The following is a 23,908-nucleotide window of genomic DNA, read 5'->3' on the forward strand; positions in this document are numbered from 1 at the left end:
CCCCCTTATTCGATTCTGATTCTAGGATCAACGATACTTAGGATGATATCTGAAAGTAGCGTACCCAATAGATTCAAAATTCCGTAAATTAAAACTAAAGCAGTGATAACGGTGTAATCACGATAATTGATTGAATTGATAAATAGTAGTCCCATACCTGGATAAGAGAAGACTGTTTCAGTAAAGATAGAACCATTTAACAATCCAGTAATTGAATAACCGGCAAATGCGGCGATAGGTAATAATGAATTTCTAAAAATATGATGTTTGTAAATATCTTTTTCAGGAACACCTTTAGAACGAGCAGTTCTGACATAATCGGAACGTTTGGCGTCGATAACTTCTGAACGAAGGTATTGAACAACATTGACAGTTCCAAATAGTGCACCCAAGATACTTGGTAATAAGATGTGGTACAAATGAGATCCAGCGGTTGGAAGTCCTGGATTAGCGGTAGCTGAAACGGAACCTGTAGTTGGGAACCAGCCTAGAACGTAACCGAAGATCCAGATACCAATAACTAAAACAACGAAGAAAGGAATACTGTAAGTTACATATGTGTAAATTCTGACGATATTGTCAGGAAGTTTACCTTCATGTTTAGCAGCAAACATACCCATTGGTAGAGCAAAACAGTAAGTAAGAACTGTTGTAAGTAAGGCTAACCAAATGGTATTAACGGCACGGCTACCAATTAAACGAGTAACTGGTTCTTGATATTGATAACTGTTACCCAAGTTACCGTGGAATAGATGGACAACCCAATTCCAATATTGTTGATACCAAGGATCGTACAAACCATTCATTTCCATCAAATGATGAAGTTGAGCAGGATCGGATTTAGGATTAATGGAACCGGTGAAAGGATCACCAGGCATTGCCTTAGCTAATAGGAAAACTAAAAGACTAAGAATAATAACTTCAGGAATCATAATCATGATACGACGGAGAACTGTTTTCCACATTATGCCTTCACCTCTCCTTCTTGTTTGATGATCTGGTTGGCAACTTCTTTTGGTAGAGCAACTGAATGAGTTGGACTAATTGGAACTAGTGGGAAAGCTTTACCATCTTTGTCGTAATACTTGTCTTGTTGTTCACGATAGACTTCTTCAACGGCTAAACGATTAGCACGATGTTGTTGTCTGTTGTTAACACTTGTTTCAGGAATGGCAGCTAGTAAACGCTTAGTGTAGATATGAACGGGATGATTATAAATATCATCACGAGTTCCAATTTCAACTAGACGGCCACGGTTCATGATAGCGATGTTGTTACACATATGTCTGACAACACCTAAATCATGGGAGATGAATAGGTAAGAAATTCCAAATTCACGTTGAATTTTCTTCATGAAATTTAGAACTTGAGCTTGAACGGAAAGGTCCAAAGCGGAAACCGGTTCATCGGCGATGATCAATTTAGGATTAGTAGCAACGGCACGAGCGACTCCGATACGTTGTCTTTGACCACCAGAGAATTGATGAGGATACTTGTATAAAGCATCAGGATCCAAACCAACGATATCTAGTAGTTGTAAAACTCTTAATTTCTCTTCATCTTTACTTAAATGCTCGAAATTTCTTAATGGTTCTGCGATAATATCTTCAATTCTTTTTCTAGGATTCAAACTAGAAAGGGAATCTTGGAAAATCATTTGAACGTCGTGGTTGTAATCAAGTTCCTTACGGTTGATTTTTTTGGTAATATCTTTACCTTGATACATGATTGAACCGCTTGTGATTTTTTCTAGGCCAACAACTGATTTACCAGTCGTTGATTTACCTGAACCAGATTCACCAACTAATCCGTAAGTTTCACCAGCTTCAATATTGAAACTGATACCATCGACAGCCTTTACAGAATCAGTAATTCGATTCCAAAATCCAGAACGGATAGGGTAGTGAACTTTTAAATTTTTGATTTCAACTAAACTCATGCTTTCACACTCCCAACCTGATCTGGAAACGAGAAGTTCTTGTAACAAGTACAACGAACTTCATGTCCAGGTTCTATTTCATGCATTGTTGGATTTTCTTCGTGTTCTTCAGGTTTGACCCAAGGAATACGTGATGCAAATCGATCACCAATCTTAGACATCTTTTGTAATGAGGGAACATTACCTTGGATGACATATAAGTCATCGTTTTGATTGTCACGTTGAGGCATTGATCTTAATAGTGAACGTGTATAAGGATGCTTTGGAGTATTGAAGATTTGTTCGACGCTACCTTCCTCAACAGTTTGTCCAGCATACATAACTGCTACACGGTCGGCGGTTTCAGCAACAACTCCCAAATCATGGGTGATCAAGATGATACCGGCATGATTTTCAGATTGAATCTTTCTTAAAACATCTAAAATTTGAGCTTGAATTGTTACATCAAGAGCTGTCGTTGGTTCGTCAGCAATGATTAAATCGGGTTTGCAAGCAATAGCAATCGCGATAATAACACGTTGACGCATACCACCGGAGAGTTGATGTGGAAATTGATGAGCAGTCCGTTTGGGATCAACAATTCCTACTTCTTTTAATAGTTCCAAAACTCGATCGTGTTTTTGTTCAGCAGTTAACTTAGTATGGTAAGTCATGACTTCACTAATTTGATCTTCAATCCTTTTTAGAGGATTTAAAGCAGATAGTGGATCTTGGAAGATCATTCCGATTTTAGCTCCTCGGAATTTGTTGTATCCAGCTTCATCAAGTTTTAAAAGGTTAGTGCCTTCAAAATCAATTTCACCTGAAATTTTTGTTTCGGATGGATCATGCAAACCCATAATAGTTGTGGCTAAAGTACTTTTTCCACATCCAGACTCACCAACAATGGCAAGAATCTCGTCATGATGAACTGTGAGATTAATATGAGAAATGGCATCGTAGTATTTTCCGTTAATCTTAAAAGCAGTATTAACATCTTTAATATTTAGAAAATCTGATGTAGTTTCCAAGATATCCCCTCCTGATTCTAATAATCTTCTTATATAGACCCTAAGGTGCAAAGATACATTCGTACCAGTGCCTGGTTGAACCTTTTTAATAATTGAGTTCGATTATAGTTAATCATTTTCTAATTTACAACCCCTAAAATTAAAATAATATTAAAAAACTTTATTATTTATTCATAATTGAGTTATAAACTTTGTTTTATCTGTATGAACAGACTATACAATTAAATTAGAAAGATTAGAAAAAAGTTAACTTATAAATGACGATACGTATATTTTCAGGTCATTGTTCTAATTATTGGTATCAAAGAGATTAATAGAATATGGAAGAAGATAAAACGGACTAATTAATTGACGTTATAACGCCAGTGGTTTGAACCAATTATCTTAGAAATAAAAAGGAGCTTCAGAAAAATTAGTTTCTGAAACTCCTTTAAAGAAATTTTTTATTATTTTCATGAAAAATTAGTTAGCAAAATGAGTTGAAACGCTACCATTAACGTGTCAAAATATGAAAACACGGTAGTTAAAAAGTGAATTATGAATGAAAATGGTGGTAATATATCCATGAAGAAGGGTGATCCTATGCGTCAACAAATGCGTCATCAAAAGAAAACTAAGAAACCGTTAATTTTAACAATCATCATTTCATTACTAGTTTTAATAGTCCTATGTGTTATCTTCTTTTTTCCATTGAACAATATGTTACGTAATGCAACAGGTAATGATACTCCTAGTGACAAAGCTGTGAAATCAGAACTAGTTAAGAGAGTTAAGGCACGTAAAACCGGTGATTCTAAGAAGGATGAGAAGATTGACCGAGCCGCTTCCGTTTTAGGAAAGAAAAAAATGTCTGAAATTATGTCGGCCGCCGATAGTCAGGATAAAACAGCAACTCTTATTGAGGATTCGTCTGCTTTAACGAAGGAACAATCACAAAAGGCCGCACAAGAAATTTTCTCCAATAATGAATATTCAGGCTTGAGAACTGCTATTAATAATGGAAATTGGTATCAGGCTTACCAGCAATATCAGAAACTTTCTAATAATGGAGAATTGAATCAGTTACAACAAGATATAAATCAAAAATAAAGATAACAAAAAAGTGCAAAGCAATGTTTGCACTTTTTTTGTGATTTGAAATAAACTATATAGTGATGGCATATTTCAAATGAATAATCTTAAGAATTTTCTGGGAATGTGGAAGTATCCGTATTATCGTTATCAGCATCATAGAAAAATGCTTGAATAGGGATGTTGTATTTATTATGAATTAGTAATATCTCTTTTTGAGTGAATCCTAAATCATCATTTTTTCTACGAATGGTGGATGTTGATTTGTCAAGAAGCTTGGCAATATCATTTTGCTTGATGTTCTTTAACGTAAAATATGCTTTTAAATATTGATTGCTATACATAATAAATTCCCTTTTTTTAAGTTTTCCTTAATCAAGGACAAGAACATGTTAAACTAGAAATTCTTTTTTTTCAATAACTTTTTTTGAAAAAGCCATATTTTAAGTTAAAATATCATATATGAAAGGTATAGGTTATATTTGAGACATGATGACGATTGGAAAGTATTTGCGTAAAAAAAGACTTTTGAAGAATTTGACGCTTCAGCAGGTGGTTGATACTACGAAAATAGAGTATGGCTGTACCACATCAACCTCAGTCTTGAGTGCAATTGAAACAGATAAGAACAAAATCATTGATGGTGAGCTCTTATTTGTGTTGTCAGATTTTTATGAGATTGATTTACGAGAATTACAAAAATTAATTCTAAAAAATTTGCAAATTAAATAAGCAAAAAATTATCTTCAAAACTTAGTTGTATTAGCAGATACTTCTATATAAATAAATCTATATTTTTTAATAATTATATTAAATATGGTTAAAAACAAAATAAATGAATGCCGTATGATTGCTCACTTGTAGAGATGCTTAGAAGACAAGTGAGTTTTTTTTGTGCCAAAAGTTTGAATGATAAATCACAAGTGAAATAGTTCACATCTACGAAAAAATAGGTACAATAAAAGCAGAGGATTCGATTTATGTGAACGGCATTACTGATATTGAGGGCAAAATATCTTTAATGAACGGATGATGACTTATGGAATATTGTGTAACCACCAAAAATAATGACAGTTGGTATATTGGTACCAACAATTTCGACCTCTTCAAGGCAGATAAGACTGAAGCAATAATGTTTCAAGGCAATGGTTATCTAGGTATAAGGGCAACTGCCGAAGAAAGAAACTTAAACGAGAGACGTGACATGTTCGTGTCTGGAACGTTTGATGCGTTCAATGATGAAGTTACGGAACTTCCTAATTTGCCTGATCTATTAAATATGGAGATCATAATCAATCAACGAGCATTTTCATTAAGCACAGGATTGATAGAAAATTATCATAAGCATCTCAATTTGAAGAACGGTGAGTTAATTCGATCATTTGATTGGTTAATTGATGGTAATAGAATCAGTTTTAAGTTTTCACGTTTTGTTTCAATGAATGATGTTCATTTATTTGTTTCAAAATTAGAAATTACTTCTAATCAAAGTGATTTAAATATTAAACTCAATTCAGGGATTGATGGTCAATATTCCAATAGTGGAACTCAACACTTAGTTGAAGGCGATAAACGTTTGTTTGATGGTAAAATTCTGCAATTACAGGAAAAGACGCAACAAACGAATATTGGTTTTGCTTTTAATGTGACACAAAAGGCCTATATAGATGAGGTATTGTTAAAAGTTAAGCCCGATATTAGAATGGATCGCCGTCAAATTTTTGACGAATATAATGTTGACATGGCTAAGGGTAAAAGATTCACTTTTGTTAAATATGCTAATGTCTATACGACTATTGATAGCGATGTGGGTAGTGACACTATTTCAGATATATCTATAGATGCAATTAAGCGTGCCAGTTTACTTAATTATGGTGAATTACTGAATAAATCAGCCAATACTTGGAATATCAACGTTTGGCAACGTAGTTTGATCAGTATTGATTCAGATGATGTCAAACCACAAGTAGCAATCAATTTTGCTCGTTATCAGTTGGCGGCCAATACTCCTAAAGATTCAAGAATGAATATTGGAGCTAAAGGTCTGACTGGCGAGGGGTACAAAGGCCATACGTTCTGGGATACAGAAATTTATATGTTGCCATACTTTACTTTTACAATGCCGGAGATGGCTCGCAATCTGCTGAAATATCGTTATTTAGGACTAGATGGTGCCAGAAAGAAGGCTAAGGCTAATGGTTACTGGGGAGCTCAATTTCCTTGGGAATCAGCTTGGTCGACTGATGGTGAAATGACGCCACCTTGGGGATCAGCTGATATTGTAACGGGAAAGCCAATGCGAATTCTTTCAGGTTCTTTGGAACAACACATTACCAGTGATGTGGTTATTGCCGTAATGCAATACTTGTCGATTACTAAAGATGAGAGATTTGCTGAAGAAATGGGTTATGAAATTATTTTAGATGCTGCCAAGTTTTGGGCTAGTCGGTTAGAATGGGATCCTGCACGTAAGAAATTTGTGATCGATAATGTAATTGGACCTGATGAGTACAAGGAACATATCGATAACAATGCGTTTACCAATTACACTGCTTTCTGGTGTATTCAAAAAGCGATTGCAGTGATTGATGTATTGAAAAATTCTAATCCGGAAATATATAATGGATTGAATTTGAAATTAAAGCTTGATGAATCTTATCAAGACTGGATTTCTAAGGTTAACTTGATTTTTCTACCCAAACCTAATGAATTCGATGTTATTCCAGAAGATGACACATATTTACAAAAGAAAATAATTGAAACAGCTCAGTATCAATCCGACGGAGGTCATGCGAAGATCTTCAAAGATTATAATTTACAACAGATTAATGATTTACAAGTTACTAAGCAGGCTGATGTCTTATTGTTAGTCTTCTTATTTGAAGATTTATTTAGTGACGATATTAAACTTGTCAATTGGAATTACTATGAACCCAAGACCACACACGATTCATCACTATCTTTTTCAACTCATAGTATTTTGGCCAGTGATTTAAATTTGGCTGATACGGCTTATGATTATTTTGAAAGAGCATGTGAAGTCGATTTAGGGACTGGCGCCGGCAAATCAAATCAAGGGTTACATATGGCCTCAATTGGTGGTATTTGGAATATGATTGTTGAGGGCTTTGGTGGTGTTAGAGTTCTTGATGGTCAATTAAGAATCGAACCGCATCTTCCAAATAAATGGAATAGTTTGCATTTTGAAATTAATTGGCAAGGTAGTTTGTTAAAGATTGATGTGTACAAGGATACCTTCCAAGTATCTGTTTTAGGAGACGCTATTACTTTTATTAACCACAATGAGATTTATCACGTTGCTGCTAATTCAAAAATAGAAATCCCTATATCGATTGAAGTGAACGTAGAGGATTAAAGAAAAGTCTTATCAATTTCGTTGAGGAGTTGATAAGATTTTTTTGTTGATTAACTAATTAATTTTATATTTTTGAATAATTAAACCGCTTTCTATAATAGAATTAACGTAATAGTATAGGAGGAGAAATTATGAAAAAGGTAGCAATCATCACAGGTATTTCTTCAGGGATGGGAAAAGCGGCAGCGTTATATTTTAAAGAACAAGGATTTGAAGTCTACGGTGGTGCTCGCCGAATTGAAAGATTGGTTGATTTAAAGGAGCAAGGTATTCATACACAGAGTCTAGATGTGACTGATGCCATTTCAGTGCGTGCTTTAGTGGATCGTGCTATTAGTGAACAAGGACAAATTGATGTTTTAGTGAATAATGCTGGTTACGGTGAATTTGGTCCGATTGAAGAGGTACCGATAGAAAATGCTAAAAAGCAGTTTGATGTCAATGTCTTCGGGGCTGCTCAAATAACAAAATATGTTTTGCCGCAAATGAGACAACAAGGTTCAGGCCGAATTGTTAATATTTCTTCAGTTGGTTCTAACATTTATAGTCCACTTGGTGGTTGGTACTACACTACTAAAGCTAGTTTGAACATGTGGAGTGACGTTTTAGATCAAGAGGTCAAACAATTCGGAATTCGTTCAGTTATCATTCAACCAGGTTTAACCAAATCTGAATGGAGTAAGATTGCTTTTGAAAATGCTAATAAGAACTTAATTGAAGATTCACCATATGAAAACATGCTTGATAAAACAGAAGAACTCTTCTCAAAGATTACTTTCAGTGAAGCAACAGCCGAAGATTTGGCAAAAGTATTCTACAGAGCTGCGACTGATATTAAACCAAAACGCCGTTACTATCACTCGATCGTTGATCATGGGATGGTCTTAGTGGCTAGAACGATGCCTAATACTTATCGAGCAGTTTTATCCAAAATGATGAAGGGGATTTAATATGGCATTTTTTGGATTCAAAGATATTGATAAATTATCAGAAGTTGATATGGCCATTTATCGCTATATTGTTGATCACGATGAACAAGTTCCTTTAATGAGAGTACGTGACTTATCTCAAGGGGCACATGTTTCCAATTCTTCAGTCATGCGCTTTATTCATAAAATTGGTTATAGTAGTTTCCCCGAGTTCAAGGTTTCATTTAAAAGTGAGAATCAAGATTTAATGCGTTCAAAAAGTGATGTATTGAATATTATTGATCGGAATGCTTTTCCCAATGACATTGAAAAGACAATTAAGTTGGTAGCTCATTTGATGCTAGATGCTGATAATATTGTTTTCTTTGGAATGGGAGGGTCTGGTGCAATTGCTGAATATGCTTCGAGACAAGCAGCGTCACTAGGATTCAATTCATATGCAGTTAAGGATCCGTTTTATCCTTTGATCCAACAATTACACAATACTTCTAATAATGTCATCGTTACGCTATCAGTTTCAGGGCGGACTAGTGAAATTTTGGAAACTTTAAATAACTTTGTTAATAGTCCAGATACTATTTTAGTTAGTATAACGGGAAATATTGAAAGTCCTATTGCTAGAATTGGTCGCTATGCACTTAGTTACAATATTCCAGAAACTAGAATTCATAAATACTACGATTTAACAAGTCAGGTACCGTGTGTTTATATTGTTGATGGTTTACTAATGGAATTACATAATCAAGACATTGATCGAAAAATAGAATAATGGAACATGTTGTACCGCGATTGGAATATTATTCAAAGCTTAGGTACAGCAATTCAAAGCGCTTACAAAGTATTCAAAATTTGTAAGCGTTTTTCTATACTGGTATTTGTAATCAAATAAAGGGGGATTCATATTATGATGAACAGTTTCAATGCGTTCATGGAAAAACACATTGTTCCGTTTGCTACTAAGTTAAACGAACAACGTCACATCGCTGCTATCCGTGATGCTTTCATGTACACATTTCCAATCACAATGGCTGCTTCAATTGTTATTTTGATTAATAATCTTGTCTTTTCAAAACAAGGTTTTATTGCACAGATTTTATTTTTACCGAAATTTTTCCCACATTTGGAAGATGCTCAAAGGCTTCTAAACTCTGTAACTAACGGAACAATGAATATTCTTTCAATTTTCATTGCTTATCTGGTTGCTAGAAATTTGGCCAAGTATTTTAAAGCCGATGATATGTTAGTTGGATTGACAGGAATTGCTGTCTTTATGATTATGTACACACCTTCAATTATGAAGGGCGGAGTTACATACCTACCAACAACATATCTTGGTGCCCAAGGCTTGTTTGTTGCCATGCTCTGTGGTGGCTTAGTTGGTGAATTCTTACCTAAGCTTACTAGAATTAAGAAACTACAAATTAAAATGCCTGATATGGTTCCGCCAGCTGTTGCTCGTTCGTTTAATGGTTTAATTCCAATTGTTTTTGTCATTATGGCTGCTTCAATTTTGAATTTTCTTATTCAATTGGTTGCACCACAAGGTATCAATGATGTGATTTATAAGTCTATTCAAACACCGCTTACTCATATTGGTGTCAATATCTATGGTGTTATTATCATTGCCATTGTTCAAAATTTGCTATGGCTTGTTGGTATTCATGGTCCAAATACTTTGAATGCTTTGAGATCAATTATTTTTACTGAAGCTGATATGAGTAATCAAACATATATCAATCTTCATGGTGTCGTAGGTGTCCCACATCGTGTTACATGGGGAATTTTAAACGATGTTTTTGCTAACATGGGTGGTTCTGGTATGACTCTAGGTCTTATCATTGCAATTTTCTTAGTATCAAGAAGAAAAGATTATCGTGCTATTGCTAAATTAGCTTTCGTTCCAGGACTATTTAATATCAATGAACCTTTGATGTTTGGTCTACCAATTGTTTTAAACCCAATCATGGCTATTCCATTCGTATTAACACCTGTTGTTAATATCTTGGTTGGTTACTTTGTAACTGTTGTCTTTAATTGGATACCATCGCCGGCGATTAGTATGTCTTGGACCACTCCAGGACCATTGATGCCGTTTATAGGAACTGGTGGTAATTTACTAGGACTAGTAATTGGATTTGTTTGTTTAGCAATTTCTGTAGCTATGTACTTCCCATTCGTTTTGGCAGCTAACAAGATGGCTGTTCCTGACGATGACGAAAATAAAGAGGAAAAAATCGAAAAGGGTGCCGAAGATGAAGATATCAACGGTACTGTAGAAGCTTAATTATAAATATATAACGATGATGTAACGCATTTGAGGAGGACAAATTTATGACTTTAGAAGGAAAATCATTTCCAGACGGATTTTTATGGGGTGGCGCTGTAGCTGCTCATCAATTAGAAGGTGGGTTTGATCAAGGGGGCAAAGGTATCAGTACAGCTGATGTAATGACTATCGGAGCCAACGGTGTGCCTAGAAAAATTACTGATGGAATTGATCCTAATGAATTTTATCCTAATCACAATGCAATTGATTTTTATCATCGTTATCCTGAAGATATAAAATTATTTGCTGAAATGGGCTTCAAGTGCTTTAGAACATCAATTGCCTGGACAAGAATTTTTCCCAATGGTGATGATGAACAACCTAATGAGGCTGGATTAAAGTTTTATGACGATATGTTTGATGAACTACACAAATACAACATTGAACCTGTAATTACATTGTCTCATTTTGAAATGCCATATCATTTGGTCAAAAAATATGGTGGTTGGCGCAGTCGTAAGGTAATCGACTTCTTTGTTAAATTTGCTACAGTTGTCTTCAAACGTTATAAGAATAAAGTTAAATATTGGATGACATTTAATGAAATCAATAATCAAACTGATTATGAATCAACACACGCTTTGTTCACTGATTCAGGAATTGTTCCTAAACCAGAAGAAAATAATGAAAAATTAATGTATCAAGCCGCTCATTACGAGTTAGTTGCTAGTGCTAAAGCTGTCAAAATTGGTCACGAGATCAATCCTGATTTTCAAATTGGTTGCATGATTGCGATGACTCCAATCTATCCACTCACATCTAAACCAGAAGATATTCTATTTGCTCAACGCGCGATGCAAACAAGATTCTGGTTCGCTGATGTTCACGTAAATGGATTCTATCCACAATGGTTGTTGAATCATTTCCAAGAACGTAATTTTGATTTGGATATGACTGACGATGATTTGCAAGTGTTAAGCCAAGGTAAAGTTGATTATATAGGATTCAGTTATTACATGTCCTTTGCTGTCAAAGATACTGGCAAGCTTGAATACAATGAAAGTCATGATCGTGTTAAGAATCCTTACGTTAAGGCTAGTGAATGGGGTTGGCAAGTTGATCCCGTTGGCTTGAGATATGCTCTAAACTGGTTCAATGATCGTTATCATTTACCATTATTCATCGTCGAGAACGGACTTGGCGCTATCGATAAAAAGACTAGTGACAACAAAGTTCATGATGATTATCGAATTGACTATATGACTGATCATATCCATGCAATGAAACAAGCTGTTTTGAAAGATGGTGTTAATTTGATTGGTTATACACCTTGGGGCTGTATCGATTTGGTAGCCGCAAGTACCGGTCAGATGTCTAAACGCTATGGTATGATTTACGTTGATGAGAATGATGACGGAACAGGTAGTTTGAATCGATACAAGAAGGACTCATTCTACTGGTTCCAAAATGTCATTAAAACCAATGGTGCGGAGATAGATTAATATGAAAAATTATGTAGGTTTAGATATTGGAGGAACTTCAGTTAAGTATGGTTTAGTTGACGAAAATGGAGTTGTATCTAATAAAGGACATTTTAAGACTAACGTTGATGACCAAGCTGGTTTGTTGAAGGACTTGGTAACAGCCGTTAAAAACATTCAATCAGTTGATAAGAATGTTTTAGGTATCGGTGTCAGTATGCCTGGTGTTGTCCAAGCAGATGGTTTCCTAACAACTTCTGGAGCTGTGAAATGTTTTACAGGTATCAATTTGGCCCAATTGTTAGAGGAAAAAACAGGTTTGCCTGCCAAAATCGAAAATGATGCCAATGCTGCAGCGATTGCTGAAAAGTGGATTGGCTCAGCTCAAGGAATTCACGACTATATTGGTTTAGTTCTGGGAACTGGAGTCGGTGGTGCGATGATTATTAATGATCAAATCTATCGTGGCGCTCATGCTCGTTCTGGTGAATTCGGTTGGATGATTGTTGAAGATGATGATATTGATGTTGAGATGGGCAGTCTAAATTTCCGTGGTGCGACTGTCATTGGCTTGATCAGACGATATAATCAGTTCAGTGATCAACCAGTTGAAGATGCTCGCCTAATCTTTAAACGTGCTGACGGTGGGGAAGTTTTAGCTCAGAACATTTTGAAGAGTTACTATCATAGTCTGGCAAAGGGAATTATCAATTTGGAAGTTTCCTTTGATCCAGCGGTAGTAATTGTTGGTGGCGGAATTAGCGCTAATACTGAATTCATCGAAAATCTGAATAAGACGATTGAGGAAGTCAAGGCTACACATAATAGTATTAAGGATATAGATTTACCACTTGTCAAAGCAGCTAAATTGAAGAATGATGCTGGGATGATTGGTGCAGTTTATCAATTGATTCACGCATAGAAACAGAATGGCTTGCCCCCGTTAGGTTTTTATAAAACGTGAAAAAAATCAGCGACTCTGTATTTTGAAGTCGCTGATTTTTTGTCCAATTTGTATATTTCCTCCTTGTCATAATTACTATCAACAATAACTAAAGATGATAGGATTTGTGTCGAACCAAAAGTATTTTAAATATTAAATATTTTTATCTGATGGGGGTGAGAATATGAATGATTGGTTCAATAAAAGGATTATGCCAGGTATGATGAAATTTGTTAATACCCGTGTCATAACCGCAATAAAAAATGGTATGTTAGTTTCCTTGCCATTCATCATGGTAGGTTCTGTTTTCTTGCTACTGAGTTCATTTCCAGTTCCAGCGGTTGCTAATTGGATGAATAAGGTTGGTCTAACGCCATATTGGACACAGGCTTATAATGCTTCATTTGGTGTTATGGCAATCTTTGCCGTTGTTGGTATTGCTTATAATTGGGCAAAAGATGCTGGGTTCGAACCACTTCCAGCCGGAATGACAGCTCTGGTCAGTTTTCTACTGATTATGCGTCCAACTACGGCAGTTATGAATGGTACTAAAACAGTTATTGCTGCAAAACAAGCACCTACAATGTTAGGTGGATTTATTGATAGAACTTGTCTAGGCGGTCAAGGGATGATTGCTGCAATCTTAGTTGGATTGTTGACAGGTTGGATCTACTCTTGGTTTTTAAAACATCATATAACAATTAAATTACCTGATGCCGTACCACCCGCAGTTGCTGAATCATTCATTGCTTTGATTCCAGCTTTTGTAATCGTGACAGGCTTCTTACTTGTTTATATCTTCTTTGATTTAGTAGTACACGAAACTGTAACACAATGGATCTATACAACAATTCAAACACCTTTACAAGGAATAACCGATACAGCCGGAGGTGTCTTCTTAGTTGGTATTTTGGTACCATTCTTGTGGTTCTTTGGTGTTCATGGTTCCATCATTGTTGGCGGAATTATGGGACCACTACTACAAGCTAATGCACTCCAAAATGCTCAAATTTTTAAAGCTCACGGTGTTGTAACCCAAGCCTTAGGTGGACATATCTTTACACAATCATTGATGGATCAATTTGGTACCGTTACGGGTGCCGGAATGACATTTGGATTAGCTGTCTATCTTTTGTTCTTCGCTAAGTCAGTACAATTAAAGAGTATTGGTAAATTGGCATTTATTCCAGCTATCTTTAATATCAATGAGCCGATTCTCTTTGGCTTACCAGTTGTATTGAATCCAATCATGTTGTTACCATTTATGTTCATGCCAACATTTTCAATGCTTTCAACATACTTCTTAATTAAGATTGGTATCCTACCATACTTGAATGGTGTACAAGTACCATGGACTACACCACCAGTAATTTCAGGATTCTTGATTGGTGGTTGGAAAGTTATGATTTGGCAAGCTATCATCATTATCGCATCATTCTTTGTTTACTATCCATTTGTACACAAACAAGATGCAATCCTTTATAAACAAGAACAAGCTGAGGCTAGTGCTAAAGCTTAATATATTAGGTTAATAAAGACTCATGAGTATTGTAAGCTCATGAGTCTTTTTATAATCTCTCAGTTAAATAAATTAAAATGATGAAATTATTTATAACATTGATATTGATTTATATGATTGAGAGTAATAATATATTGCCCAAGGAAGCACGAAAACAATGTGCTGAAAGTGGGGAGATTATATGGGGAAATATTTGAATACTAAAAATCATTGTTTAAATATAGTTTGGATTATTATCAATGCAATATTATCGGCAATTACGGCAGTTTTACTGACATATTCGACAAATGCTATTTTTGATAGGAATATCAAAAAATTGTTTTTCTGGTGTTTAATCAATCTTGCAGTATGGATTCTATTATTGTTGAGTGATTACTATCAGGCATTCTTTCAAGAAAAATTTGTTCAAAAGATTTGTGCAGATCTGCGTGTGAAGATTGCTACCGATATGTCAGAAGATACTTATTCACATTTTCATAAAATGAATACGGGTCAATATATTTCCCAATATACAAATGATGTTGGGATGATTGAAAAGAATTATTTGAACAATCTCTACTTGGTTTTGTCCAGCATCTTTGCGGTCATATCATCGGCGATTGCGTTGGCTCTTTATAGTTACTATTTACTGGCGGCAACTGTAGTATTAGCAGGAATTCTCATGACTTTGCCTAATTTACTTTCTAAGCCAATGGGGAAGGTTACTGAAGAATTATCTAGTTCCAATGAAAATTTAAATAGTGAAATTTCTAATATTTTGAATGGATTCGACGTGCTTTATAGTTATAATCGCTTGTCAGTTTTGCCCAAATTGGTTAATAAATATGCTCGACAATATTCGAAAAATAAAGTTGATTATACAAAGACTTCTAAGCGTGTTGAGAATTCAATTGGTAGTATAAGTATCTTCTGTCAGGTAGGAATAGATTTATTAACCGGTATTTTAGCAATTGGACAAATAATCCCTATGGGAGCTATTAGCTCCACCGGTAATTTGGCAGCGACTTTATTCAATTCGTTATCTCAAATTGGCAGTGAATATACGCAAATTAAGGCAACTAATTCTATTGTAGAAAAATTGAAAGTTAATTTAACTCAACAAAAGAAAGCTATGGATTCTCAATCAGAGTTACCAAGCTTTGAAAAGAATATCCAGATTAAAAATTTATCTTATTCGGTTGGTGGAAAGGATATTTTTAAAGATCTTAATTTATCAATAAATAAGGGTGAAAAGGTGCTGATTACTGGAAATAGTGGAGTCGGCAAAAGCACGCTCTTAAAGATAATTAGTGGACAGATTAAGAATTATGAAGGACAAGTTTTAATTGATGGTTTAGATTTAAAGAAAATTGATTATAAATCATTAAATAGAAATATTACATATATTGATCAGAAACCATATCTTTTTGCTGAAAGTATTAGGAATAATGTGACTCTTTGGAGACAAAATATTGAAGAAAAACTTTTCAAGAATTCCCTAAATATGTCCAAAGTTGATTTTCTTAATAATGATGATGCGGTTGTTCAGGACGATGCCTCGAATCTATCGATAGGACAGCAACAAAGAGTGGCTTTGGCAAGATATTATATTAAAGGAACACCGATTGCGCTATTAGACGAAGGTACATCAGCGTTGGATTATGATACGTCTTCAATAGTAGAAAGAAACTTGCTAGATGACCAGAAGAGAACGGTAATCGAAGTAGCCCATAAGTTTAATAAAGAGAACGAAAAGTATTTTACTCAAACTATAAATTTGGAAAATGTTTAATGGCTTATTACGCAAAAAATCGTATCAGTAGATTGATTCTACTAATACGATTTTTTTAATCTAATGCTTGTTCAGCTTGTTTTGCTTGGACACGTTCACTTATCTTCATAAATGGTAAGTAGAAGAACACGCCAATTATGATAGTAACTATTTGAACTAGGACGGCTCGCCAATCACCGGCAGTTGCCAGATAAGCTGATAATAGTGGTGGTGTGGTCCAAGGAACCATAACGACTACTCGATTCATGAATCCAATTGCAGTACAGAAGTAGGCGATTAGAATACCGATAACTGGAGTTAATACAAATGGAATCATCATAGGGATGTTGAAGACGATTGGATATCCGAAGATAACTGGTTCATTAATGTTGAATAGTCCAGGAGCAATGGCTAATTTGCCTAATTCTCTACCTGATTTTTGTTTGGAGAATAGGAAAATAGCAATCAATAAACAAATTGTTGATCCGGTTCCCCCCATCATTCCGAAGGTATCACGGAAAGTGTTAGTCAAAATGTATGGTGCTTGATGTCCAGCAGCAAAAGCAGCTGTGTTTTTGTTCATATTAATTAATAGGACGGGATCAAGTAAGGTACCATTGATAACTGTTTGGTGAATACCAAGTGTGAATAGAAAGTTACCAATCGAGTAGATAAACAACATTCCAAATAGACTGGTATTAACTTTTCTAAGAGGTTCTTGAATAACATTAGTAATCAATGTAACAAGATCTGTGTTTCCAAAAACGGCTAGAAGTGCAGCAATTAAAGCAAATAGGCTGGCCGTTAAAATAGCAGGAATTAAGGAATTAAAAGATGCAGATACGGCAGGTGGGATGTTATCACCTAAATTGATTTGTAAATGTTTAACATTTGATAATTTAATAAATACTTCGGTAGCCAATAAACCAACGATAATACCACTGAACATACCAGTTGTTCCTAAATTACTGAATGAAAGCATGCCAGATACGTCAACGGCCTTTTTAGCACCATTAGGAATTACACTTAATGAAATTGGCATTGTCATAATTAAACTAGCTAGTGAAATAATAGCAGCGGCAATAGGATTACTATAACTTTTGTTACGTGCCAAACAGAATCCAATTGCAGGAGCTAACATTAGACCAGCAATGTTTAGAGTACCGTTAGAAATTAAGTTTCCCCAAACTTGTAAATTGGTTAGGGTAGTACCACTTGCCAGTTTAGGAAAGACAACGTTATTAATCAAAACTCCAACACCAGCAAGGATGAATAGGGGCATGATAACAGTGAAAGCATCACGTAATGATCTCAAGTGAACTTCAGATCCAATACGTGCGGATACAGCAGCAAATTTATCTAAAAATTTTTGACCTTTGCTTTTACTAGCATCCATCTTGATCACTCCATTCTATAAAATATTTCCATTTGATTTGATAACTTCTTTAAACCAATTGAAACTCTTTTTAGGAACTCGTTTCATATCTCTAAGATCATGATTGCCACGGTTTACGTAAACCATTCCATAACGTTTTTCCATATTTCCTTGTGAACTAGGAATGTCGATCAATCCCCAACCGAGGTATCCCATGACGTCTACACCGTCAATACTTACAGCATCTTTCATGGCTTGAATGTGATCTCTGTGGTATCTAATACGATAATCATCGTTGATAGGATTCTTGCCGTCCCATTTTTCACTAACGCCAATTCCGTTTTCGATTGGGAAGAGTGGGAGGTGTGTTTCATTAGAAATAGTGGTTAAAACAGTTCTAAATCCTAATGGATCGATTTGCCAGTCCCATTCGTTAGTTAAAAGATAAGGATTAGGTTTATGACCCTCGATACTGTAAAAGTTAGGGCAGGTATTTATTGGAATTAGTGTGCTGTCGATAGTTGAAGTCGAATAATAGCTGAAACTGATAAAATCACTCTTAGTATGAGAAATAATTTCCATTTCTTTAGGGTCCAAAATATCATCGAGCTGATTTAATTTCATATAATGGAGAACTTCGTCGGAATATTTTCCTTCAGTGAATAGACGAATTAGGTTGTTATCTGCAAATTCTAGGAATTTACGCGTAGCGGCAACATCTGTAGGTAATGCTGTTGCAGGATAAACTTCTTGATAGGCTAGCATGCCACCAATTTGTGTATTTGGATAATTTTCATGAACTTCATTAGCAATGGCAGCGTGGCAAAGGAATACGTGTTGTTGAATTTGATATAGATCTCTAATTGAATTGTCACCTTTGTAACCACTAATTTTGAAAGCTTCAGGAACACTGTAAAGATTTTGTTCGTTGAAAGTGATCCAGTATTTAACTTTGCTACCAAAACGTTTGAGCATTTCCTTTCCATAGCGGATAAAAGCATCAACTACATGCTGACTAACGAAACCATTATATTTTTCAGCAAGATGTAGTGGCATATCAAAATGGTACAAGCAAATCATTGGTTGAATATCATTAGCCAATAATTCATCAATTAAATCATTGTAAAATTTGATACCTTCTTCATTAAAATCGCCGTCACCTTCGGGGTTAACACGACTCCATGAAATTTGGAATCTGTAACAATTCATACCCATTTCTTTCATCAATTTGATGTCTTCTGGATAACGATGATATTCATCAATAGCGACTTTCCAATCTGAAGCATCATCAGTAGCCTTACGAATATCGTAAACAGATTTACCTTTGCCGCCTTCGTTATAAGCCCCTTCTGTTTGCATACTAGAGGTTGAATTGCCCCATAAAAAATCTTTTCTTAATTCATTCATAAAAATTATCCTCCTTTTACAACACGAATTGTACACGCTTACAGTTAACTTGTAAACCCAAATTATTAAATTGGATTATCACGTTTTCAAACCAGATAAACACGGGTATTATATAGTTAAAGATAATATTGAGGTTAGAAAACTATGTCGAAATATGAGGAAATAGCTAACGATATCATAGAAAAAATTAGATCTGGTATTTACAAATCGGGCAATCCACTTCCTGATCAAAAGACGATGGCAACAGAATATTCAACGAGTCGAATGACACTACAAAAATCATTGGCAATATTAAAAACTAAGGGTTACGTTTATAGTCAACAAGGTTCAGCAACTTATGTGAAAAATAATGCTGACAGTATTGCTAACATGGATATTGGTGTAGATCAGTACGTTGGTACTTCAAGTCTATTAGGGAAGGATCACAAGGTAGTTAGTAAAATAATTGAATTTAATTTGAGATACCCTAATGATGATGAACAAAAGGATTTGAAGATTTCTGCTACTGATGCAATTTATGATATAAAAAGATTGCGAATAGTAGATGATGAACCATATGCATTGGAATTCACCAAGATGCCAGTAAATGTTATTCCGGGAGTTAATGATGATGTTTTGCATAAGTCAATTTATGGTTATATTCAAAAAGATCTGAAATTAACAATCGGTGCGGCAGATAGGACCATTATGGCAAAAAAGCCTAATAGTGAAGATATTAAGTATCTGAAGATAGATAAAACAGATCCAATTTTGAATGTAAGCCAAGTAGTTTATTTAGACGATGGAACTCCATTTGAAAAGTCTTCGACGGATAGATCTTATGACACTGGTGGTTATAGGGTATTTCTTTCACATAAAAGTGATTTTTAATAAAAATAAAAGAGTGTTCATATCATTTCCAATGTAAATATTGGTTGATATGAACACTCTTTTTTTATTTTTGGTAACAAATAATAGAACAACTCATTAGTCCAGACCAATCGGGCTTTTTGTGGAGGACGGCACGTATCTAAGAATTTCTTATTTTAACCTTAATTAATCATCAAGACCATACCACCGTTGCGATGCTATAACTTAACTATGCTTTTTAACAGCAAGTAAATAATCGCAATAGAGGTGAACTCTTGGCAACGAAGAAGAAAAAGAAATACCTATATGAAGTCGATTTAATGCGAGTTCTCTTTATCGGCGGAGTTCTACTTAACCATACGACAACAGCTTTTAAGAATAATGTCGGCAATGGTTCAGGTAGTCAATTATTTATCGAAGCAACCCACTTGATGCTTCACTTTACCAGAATGGGTTTTATGTTTATGACCGGACTCGTTTTGGTTCTAAATTATTATAATCGCGATAATCATTGGCTACACTTTTGGAAAAAACGTTATATCAGTGTTGGTATACCTTACATTGGTTGGAATGCAATCCTAATGTGGTTTGCTACCGTTACAGCTGGTGTAGCGATAAGTTGGCCGGATTATTATAAAAATTTAATTGATGCCATCATTCATGGTAACAAGTATTACATGTATTACATCTTAGTAACGTTCCAGTTGTATCTAATTTTCCCATTGATAGTTTATATGTTTAAAAAATTACCAAAGCATCACACTGCTATTCTAGCAGCTAGTGCAATCATTCAACTGTTATTAGTGATAGGAATCAAGTACTGGCTGCCAGGTGTCGACCGTGACAGTTGGTGGTACTTATTTAGAGCTTATGGAATGAACGTTTTGGTTTATCAATTCTACTTTATAGCCGGAGCCTTTGTGGCGATTCATTATGATCAGGTAGATAAGTTTATTGAAAAAAATCATCGTGTGATTGGTTGGTCAACTTTGGTTATGGCTATTGGAACAGTGTTCTTATTCTTTGGTAACCAGAACATTCTAAAACTAAGTATGAGCGCAACTGAATCGATTCATCAACCGTTTATCTTCATCTACGATACGTTCATGATTGCCTTTGTTTTCTGGATTGGGCGGCAATATGCTCATGCTCGAAACAATGGATTACCAAAGATAATTGATCGTATGGTAAGTAATATGGCCAAAGTATCCTTTGGAATCTACTTGGTACAAACAATTCCAATTACATTGTTATATGGGATTCTCAGCATGGTTAAAGTTCCATCAATCGTCATGTTGTTGCTATTACCATTAGGATACGCATTTGTATTAGGCGGAGCCTTTCTTATTTCATGGTTCTGCTACAAAGTTCCCCCATTTGGAGTATTAATTGGACGTCCACAATGGCATTTAAAAAAAGGAGTTAAAAAATATGTCAGAAATAACGAATCTATTAAACAAACAGTTAAAGAATAATAAAAATGAAAAAATTATTAAAGATGAGACCACAAATAAATGGTTCACAGGGCTTGAGTTTGGAGAAGACGTTAATGATTTAAAAAAGACGTTGATCGACTTGCACATAGGATTAGGTGATGTCGTCTTGGTATGTTTACCAAATACGGCCGCTTATCCGGTCTTAACACAAGCTCTTTGGGAAGTGGGCGCAATTATGCATCCTATTTCGGCCACGACACCTGAAAGAGAACTACAACAAGAATTGAGTGATCATGATTACGTGGCCTCAATTGTAGGCGAAAACTTGGTTAATGCTGTTCTGGATGAAAGAATGACTATTGTAACGGCGTTACATTTACAAACTTACTCAATTTTACACATCATTCGTGATCGTAAATTGATGGGCCACGAAGCTGCACTTCCAAAGGAAGATGATCTAGCTTTGATCCTCAATACTTCTGGTACTACAGGCAAGCCCAAGCGAGTTGGGTTGACGCATCGTATTTTGAAGAATGCTGCAGAACATGATATTGAAAGTCACCAAATGAACCAACATGACACAACAATGATAGTTATGCCGATGTTTCATATCAATGCTCAAGCTATTTCAATTCTTTCGACTAGATTGTCTGGTGGAAAAATTGTTGTAACTGAGAAATTTAGTGCTTCCAAATTTTGGAATCAGATTCGTGATAACGGCGTTACATGGGTTTCAGTTGTTCCAACAATTGTAAATATTCTATTGATAAATAAAAATTCTCTAGCGGCTTATAGTAATGATATTAAATTACGTTTTGTAAGATGTTCATCATTTGCTTTACCACTTGATAAATTAACTGAATTTCAAACTAAATTCCATACGAGAATTCTTGAAGGATACGGTATGACGGAGACTGCTAGTCAATGTACAATTAATCCTTTCGATGCACCTAAAGTTGGTTCAGCGGGTAAAGCCTTTAAGACTGATGTCGCTATTATGGTTGATGGAAAAGTGGTATCTGAAAGTAATCAATTAGGTGAAATCGTGGTTAAAGGTGACCATGTTATTAGTGATTACTTAGATCCACATCCAGATTCATTTAAAGATGGTTGGTTCTTAACTGGTGATTTAGGTTATCTCGATAATGACGGTTATCTTTTTGTTAAAGGTCGTAAGAAGGACATTATCAATCACGGTGGTGAAAAAGTTGCGCCTGCCCAGGTTGAAAATATTCTGAGCCAATTAAATTTTGTCAGAGAGGTTTCAGTTATTGGAACTCCTGATACTCTATATGGTGAGGCCGTTACGGCAGTTGTCATCACTCGTGGAGATCAGGATGAAGAATTGGAGCGTCGCAAGATTATGGCGCATGCCAAAGCTAGCTTGGCGAATTATGAACAACCAACACGAATTTTCTTTGTAAAGGATTATCCTCGTAATGCTACTGGCAAAGTAATTCGCTTGAAGTTACGTGAACAAGTAATGTCAGCGTTAGTAGGTAAGCGTGCATGAGCAAAAGAAAACGGACTCTAAAAAAGATTTTAATCAGTGTCGTTCTACTTTTCTGGGCTGTAGTTGCTTTGTATGGTTTTAAACAGACTGATACAAGTAGTTCCAGTTCAGGCTTACAAACGGTAACAGTTGGTTATCAAAAAGGTGATCCTTTCGATATTGCCAAACAACGTGGTGAGTTTGTTAAGAAGATGAAGGCCAAAGGCTATAGAGTGGTCTTCAAAGAGTTCCAAGATGGTAATTCTCTAATGCAAGCTTTGAAAGCAGGTAGTGTCGATTACGCTAGAACTGGTGATACACCTCCAGTCTCTGCCTTATCAACGGGAACTAAGTTGACCTATGTAGCGGCTGGATCTTCTAAAGCCAAAGGTTCAGGAATCCTGGTTAAGAAATCTTCAAGTATTTCTTCAATAAAAGATCTGAAAGGTAAGAAGGTTGCTTATACCAAAGGAACTAGTTCACAGTACATGTTATTGGCAGCTTTGAAGAAGGCTGGAATGAGTGCTAGTGATGTTACTTGGGTCAATATGGATCAATCAAGTGCCAGCGTAGCCTTTTCTAAAGGTAAGGTAGATGCTTGGGCTACTTGGGATCCTTACACTTCACAAGCTGAAACTAATCAGAATGCCAAAGTACTAGTTGATGGTTCTGGAATAACGAATAATCGTGACTATGTATTATCAACACAAAGTTATGCTAAGGAAAATACTGAGGTTTCTAAATATTTAATTAAGTATCTAGAAGAGGATATGCAATGGGCTAACAACAACCATAGCGAACTCATAACGATGATGAGTAAGTCCTTGAAAGTTTCTAAAGCAGTAGTCAAGAGAATGGTAGAACGCCGTACTTATGGTATCTACACTATGAATGCTATTTATGCTAAGGAAGAACAAAAGATTGCTGATACCTTCTATGATGCAGGACTGATCGATAATAAAGTAACTATTAGCGATTCAGGTGATTATAAGTAGAATAATATTGAATTAAGGAAGTCGACTAAATAGTCGGCTTTTTTGTTATAATGTTAAAAACAACTTATAA

The 23,908-nt window shown here is 35.3% G+C and carries 20 protein-coding genes; 14 read left to right on the top strand and 6 right to left on the bottom strand.

Annotated elements, in window-relative coordinates:
- Positions 1–5: 5 nt before the first annotated feature.
- The 3 genes from ACI6PB_RS01335 to ACI6PB_RS01345 are packed head-to-tail and all read right to left on the bottom strand — an operon-like array spanning position 6 to position 2,952.
- Positions 6–965: an ABC transporter permease gene (locus ACI6PB_RS01335; protein ID WP_025084569.1), complete on the bottom strand. Its 960-nt coding sequence runs from the start codon at positions 963–965 to the stop codon at positions 6–8.
- Positions 965–1,939, bottom strand: a complete 975-nt coding sequence (locus ACI6PB_RS01340) for an ABC transporter ATP-binding protein (RefSeq protein WP_056955821.1) — start codon at positions 1,937–1,939, stop codon at positions 965–967. The genes ACI6PB_RS01335 and ACI6PB_RS01340 overlap by 1 nt, the downstream gene beginning before the upstream one ends.
- Positions 1,936–2,952 carry an ABC transporter ATP-binding protein gene (locus ACI6PB_RS01345; RefSeq protein ID WP_404327956.1) on the bottom strand — a complete coding sequence of 339 codons (1,017 nt, stop codon included), beginning with the start codon at positions 2,950–2,952 and terminating at the stop codon, positions 1,936–1,938. Before ACI6PB_RS01345 ends, ACI6PB_RS01340 begins: the two co-directional genes overlap by 4 nt.
- A gap of 561 nt (positions 2,953–3,513) precedes the next feature.
- Between ACI6PB_RS01345 and ACI6PB_RS01350 the strand changes: the two genes are divergently transcribed.
- Positions 3,514–4,038 carry a hypothetical protein gene (locus ACI6PB_RS01350; RefSeq protein WP_025084567.1) on the top strand — a complete coding sequence of 175 codons (525 nt, stop codon included), beginning with the start codon at positions 3,514–3,516 and terminating at the stop codon, positions 4,036–4,038.
- 89 nt (positions 4,039–4,127) lie between these two features.
- On the opposite strand, the gene ACI6PB_RS01355 is transcribed toward ACI6PB_RS01350, so the two are convergent.
- Positions 4,128–4,364 carry a helix-turn-helix transcriptional regulator gene (locus ACI6PB_RS01355; protein WP_025084566.1) on the bottom strand — a complete coding sequence of 79 codons (237 nt, stop codon included), beginning with the start codon at positions 4,362–4,364 and terminating at the stop codon, positions 4,128–4,130.
- A gap of 145 nt (positions 4,365–4,509) precedes the next feature.
- Here ACI6PB_RS01355 and ACI6PB_RS01360 point away from each other — a divergent pair, with 145 nt between their 5' ends.
- The 9 genes from ACI6PB_RS01360 to ACI6PB_RS01400 all read left to right on the top strand — a co-directional run bounded on the left by ACI6PB_RS01360 (position 4,510) and on the right by ACI6PB_RS01400 (position 16,305).
- Positions 4,510–4,752, top strand: a complete 243-nt coding sequence (locus ACI6PB_RS01360; protein WP_156407828.1) for a RodZ family helix-turn-helix domain-containing protein — start codon at positions 4,510–4,512, stop codon at positions 4,750–4,752.
- Positions 4,753–5,059: 307 nt separating this feature from the next.
- Positions 5,060–7,396 (top strand): glycoside hydrolase family 65 protein, encoded by a 2,337-nt coding sequence (locus ACI6PB_RS01365; protein WP_404327646.1) that lies wholly within the window; start codon positions 5,060–5,062, stop codon positions 7,394–7,396.
- A gap of 131 nt (positions 7,397–7,527) precedes the next feature.
- Positions 7,528–8,346 carry an SDR family NAD(P)-dependent oxidoreductase gene (locus ACI6PB_RS01370; RefSeq protein ID WP_404327647.1) on the top strand — a complete coding sequence of 273 codons (819 nt, stop codon included), beginning with the start codon at positions 7,528–7,530 and terminating at the stop codon, positions 8,344–8,346.
- Position 8,347: 1 nt separating this feature from the next.
- Entirely contained in the window at positions 8,348–9,094 is a 747-nt protein-coding gene (locus ACI6PB_RS01375) for a MurR/RpiR family transcriptional regulator (protein WP_025084563.1), read from the top strand.
- A 138-nt stretch (positions 9,095–9,232) separates the two neighbouring features.
- Positions 9,233–10,609 carry a PTS sugar transporter subunit IIC gene (locus ACI6PB_RS01380; RefSeq protein WP_404327957.1) on the top strand — a complete coding sequence of 459 codons (1,377 nt, stop codon included), beginning with the start codon at positions 9,233–9,235 and terminating at the stop codon, positions 10,607–10,609.
- Between the two features lie 47 nt (positions 10,610–10,656).
- On the top strand, positions 10,657–12,093 hold the full coding sequence (locus tag ACI6PB_RS01385) for a 6-phospho-beta-glucosidase (RefSeq protein ID WP_025084561.1): 1,437 nt from the start codon (positions 10,657–10,659) through the stop codon (positions 12,091–12,093).
- A gap of 1 nt (position 12,094) precedes the next feature.
- A complete protein-coding gene (locus ACI6PB_RS01390) occupies positions 12,095–12,994 on the top strand; it encodes an ROK family protein (RefSeq protein WP_025084560.1) in 900 nt (299 codons plus the stop codon).
- Between the two features lie 205 nt (positions 12,995–13,199).
- Positions 13,200–14,534, top strand: a complete 1,335-nt coding sequence (locus tag ACI6PB_RS01395) for a PTS sugar transporter subunit IIC (protein WP_309510517.1) — start codon at positions 13,200–13,202, stop codon at positions 14,532–14,534.
- Between the two features lie 181 nt (positions 14,535–14,715).
- Positions 14,716–16,305, top strand: a complete 1,590-nt coding sequence (locus ACI6PB_RS01400; protein WP_025084558.1) for an ABC transporter ATP-binding protein — start codon at positions 14,716–14,718, stop codon at positions 16,303–16,305.
- A 55-nt stretch (positions 16,306–16,360) separates the two neighbouring features.
- Here the strand turns inward: ACI6PB_RS01400 and ACI6PB_RS01405 are convergent, their stop codons facing one another.
- Complete coding sequence (locus ACI6PB_RS01405; RefSeq protein WP_404327648.1) at positions 16,361–17,680, bottom strand: PTS sugar transporter subunit IIC; 1,320 nt, start codon at positions 17,678–17,680, stop codon at positions 16,361–16,363.
- A 15-nt stretch (positions 17,681–17,695) separates the two neighbouring features.
- Positions 17,696–19,066, bottom strand: coding sequence for a glycoside hydrolase family 1 protein (locus ACI6PB_RS01410; protein WP_082603700.1), 1,371 nt, complete (start codon positions 19,064–19,066; stop codon positions 17,696–17,698).
- 144 nt (positions 19,067–19,210) lie between these two features.
- Here ACI6PB_RS01410 and ACI6PB_RS01415 point away from each other — a divergent pair, with 144 nt between their 5' ends.
- The 4 genes from ACI6PB_RS01415 to ACI6PB_RS01430 all read left to right on the top strand — a co-directional run bounded on the left by ACI6PB_RS01415 (position 19,211) and on the right by ACI6PB_RS01430 (position 23,838).
- On the top strand, positions 19,211–19,936 hold the full coding sequence (locus ACI6PB_RS01415; protein ID WP_025084556.1) for a GntR family transcriptional regulator: 726 nt from the start codon (positions 19,211–19,213) through the stop codon (positions 19,934–19,936).
- A gap of 254 nt (positions 19,937–20,190) precedes the next feature.
- Entirely contained in the window at positions 20,191–21,390 is a 1,200-nt protein-coding gene (locus ACI6PB_RS01420) for an acyltransferase (protein WP_056955824.1), read from the top strand.
- Positions 21,347–22,864, top strand: coding sequence for an AMP-binding protein (locus ACI6PB_RS01425; RefSeq protein ID WP_025084555.1), 1,518 nt, complete (start codon positions 21,347–21,349; stop codon positions 22,862–22,864). Before ACI6PB_RS01420 ends, ACI6PB_RS01425 begins: the two co-directional genes overlap by 44 nt.
- Positions 22,861–23,838 carry an aliphatic sulfonate ABC transporter substrate-binding protein gene (locus tag ACI6PB_RS01430; RefSeq protein WP_404327649.1) on the top strand — a complete coding sequence of 326 codons (978 nt, stop codon included), beginning with the start codon at positions 22,861–22,863 and terminating at the stop codon, positions 23,836–23,838. Before ACI6PB_RS01425 ends, ACI6PB_RS01430 begins: the two co-directional genes overlap by 4 nt.
- Positions 23,839–23,908: the final 70 nt, after the last annotated feature.

It is taken from the genome of Companilactobacillus paralimentarius, from assembly GCF_963227125.1.
Classification (GTDB): Bacteria; Bacillota; Bacilli; order Lactobacillales; family Lactobacillaceae; genus Companilactobacillus; species Companilactobacillus paralimentarius.